The organism is Mesorhizobium sp. M1A.F.Ca.IN.022.07.1.1 (assembly GCF_003997575.1).
Classification (GTDB): Bacteria; Pseudomonadota; Alphaproteobacteria; order Rhizobiales; family Rhizobiaceae; genus Mesorhizobium.
On record NZ_RZST01000369.1, the window covers coordinates 1 to 1,973 of the forward strand.

Below are 1,973 nucleotides of genomic sequence, written 5' to 3' on the forward strand. Positions count from 1 at the left end.
GGGCAAGAGGCGGGCAGGCGCGCTGAGGGCGGCATTATGGGCGGGGCGGCAAGAGCGTCAGTTGTGGTGATCGCGCTTCGGCCGGATGGCAACCTTGACGTCACCAGAGGCCCCGGTCTGTAATCGCCGCAGGCCAGGGAGAGGCGACCCCCATGGAAAAGATTATCCTCGACTGCGATCCGGGGCACGACGATGCCATCGCCATCCTGCTTGCGGCCGGCAACCCGAACATCGACCTTCTCGGCATCACCACGGTTTCGGGCAACCACAATGTCGAGAACACCACGCGCAATGCGCTCTCCGTATGCACGGCCTACGGCATAAAGGTGCCGGTGGCGAAAGGCTCTCCCGGCCCGCTGATCATCGACCAGGTGCTGGCCGTCGAGATCCACGGCGAGACCGGGCTCGATGGCCCGGAGCTGCCGCCCGCCTCGTTCGAGCTCGACAAGCGCCATGCCGTCGACTTCATCATCGAGACGGTCATGGCGCATGAGCCGAAAACCGTCACGCTGGTGCCGGTCGGGCCCTACACCAACATCGCTCTAGCCGTGCGCAAGGAGCCGCGCATCGTCGAGCGGGTGAAGCGGGTCGTCGCGATGGGCGGAAGTTTCACGCGCGGCAACATCACGCCCGCTGCCGAGTTCAACGTCTATGCCGACCCGGAGGCCGCAGACGTGGTGTTCCGCGCCGCTTGGGACGTCACCATGGTGGGGCTCGACCTCACGCACCAGGCCTTGGCCACCCCCGACCTGCAGGACAGGGTGCGCGCTGTCGGCGGCCCGATCGCCAAATTCATTCTCGATATCTGGGAGTTCATCGCGACCACGCATGGCGGCCTGCTGCAGATAGCCCATCCCGCCGTCCATGACGCCTGCTGCGTGGCGGCGATGATCGATGCAGGCGTCTTCACCACCGAGAAGGCCGATATCCGCGTCGAGCTTGCCGGACGGTGGACCAAGGGCATGACGGTCTGCAATTTCGAGAAGCTGGGCGGCATGCGCCATTTCGGCGGCACGGCGAGCGAGCAGGTCGATTTCCGCCATACCGTGGCGATGAAGCTCGACCATGCGAAATTCTGCGACCTGATCGTCGATGCGCTCGAGCGCCTCACCAGTCAAAAGGCGTGAGGCGCTCCAGGGGCAAGGCCTAGCCGGCCCTCACAGCAGGAACGATTGCCTGTCGCGCAATGTGGCGCTCATGGCGGCGATGCCGGTCTCGATCTCGCGCTTGTTGGCCAGGATCGCATCGCCGGCCGCACCCTCGACCGTCGATCGCAACAGGTCGGCCTGGCCGACCAGCACCGCGTCGTTGTCGGCCAGCGCGACGAGCGTTGCGGCTTCGAGCCGGTAGCGCGGGCGCCTTGCCGCCCTGGGCGACTCTCAAGCCTCCAGGCCCGCACGCCAGGAAGTGGGGGGAGAATTGGCCCGGCGAAGCCGAGACGGCCATTTCGACGAGAGCCCGGCGTCGGCATCAGCAACCGGCGCTGGCACGGTGGTGTCCTTGCTCTGTTGCATTTTAGTTGAAACTAATTTGAAAGTTACCCGTTAGCAGCGCGTAGGCGAGCTCAAACTTGCCCTGCTGTCGACAGCTAAGTTGAAAGGAGAAGTCCTAAGCCTTTTTCAGTGCTTGGCGTTGCCGAGACCGCTTTTCTATCATTCGTCTTTCGAGCGGCCTCCAGCCGCGCCTGTCACCGAGGCCGATGCCTGGCAGGGCGAGAAGTAGCCATCGCTCGGCGCATTCGCGCGACGAAGGCTTCGCAGACCGCTGTCGAGCGGACGCTCGATGAGGAGCCACACAAGGTTGGCCTTGGAACAAAGGTCTGGCCATGAAAAAATACCTAGCAGCCGCGCTGGCGATCGCCATCCCGATCGGGCCTGCCTCGGCGCTTGACGTCGGCGTGGGCGGCAAGGTCGGCGGCATCGGCGTGGGCGCCGGATTGGGCGCCGGTTCGCAAGGCGTGTCGGCGGGGGGTG

2 protein-coding genes are annotated in these 1,973 nt (G+C 65.1%); one reads left to right on the top strand and one right to left on the bottom strand.

Features of this window, described 5'->3' with window-relative positions:
- Nucleotides 1–152: 152 nt before the first annotated feature.
- Nucleotides 153–1,127, top strand: coding sequence for a nucleoside hydrolase (locus EOA75_RS27970; RefSeq protein ID WP_127325682.1), 975 nt, complete (start codon nt 153–155; stop codon nt 1,125–1,127).
- Nucleotides 1,128–1,157: 30 nt separating this feature from the next.
- On the opposite strand, the gene EOA75_RS34250 is transcribed toward EOA75_RS27970, so the two are convergent.
- Complete coding sequence (locus EOA75_RS34250; protein WP_156751069.1) at nt 1,158–1,301, bottom strand: hypothetical protein; 144 nt, start codon at nt 1,299–1,301, stop codon at nt 1,158–1,160.
- Nucleotides 1,302–1,973: the final 672 nt, after the last annotated feature.

Bases quoted from the DNA above. Each gene is read 5' to 3' on its own strand.
- EOA75_RS27970 (WP_127325682.1), top strand. From the start codon at position 153: ATGGAAAAGATTATCCTCGACTGCGATCCGGGGCACGACGATGCCATC.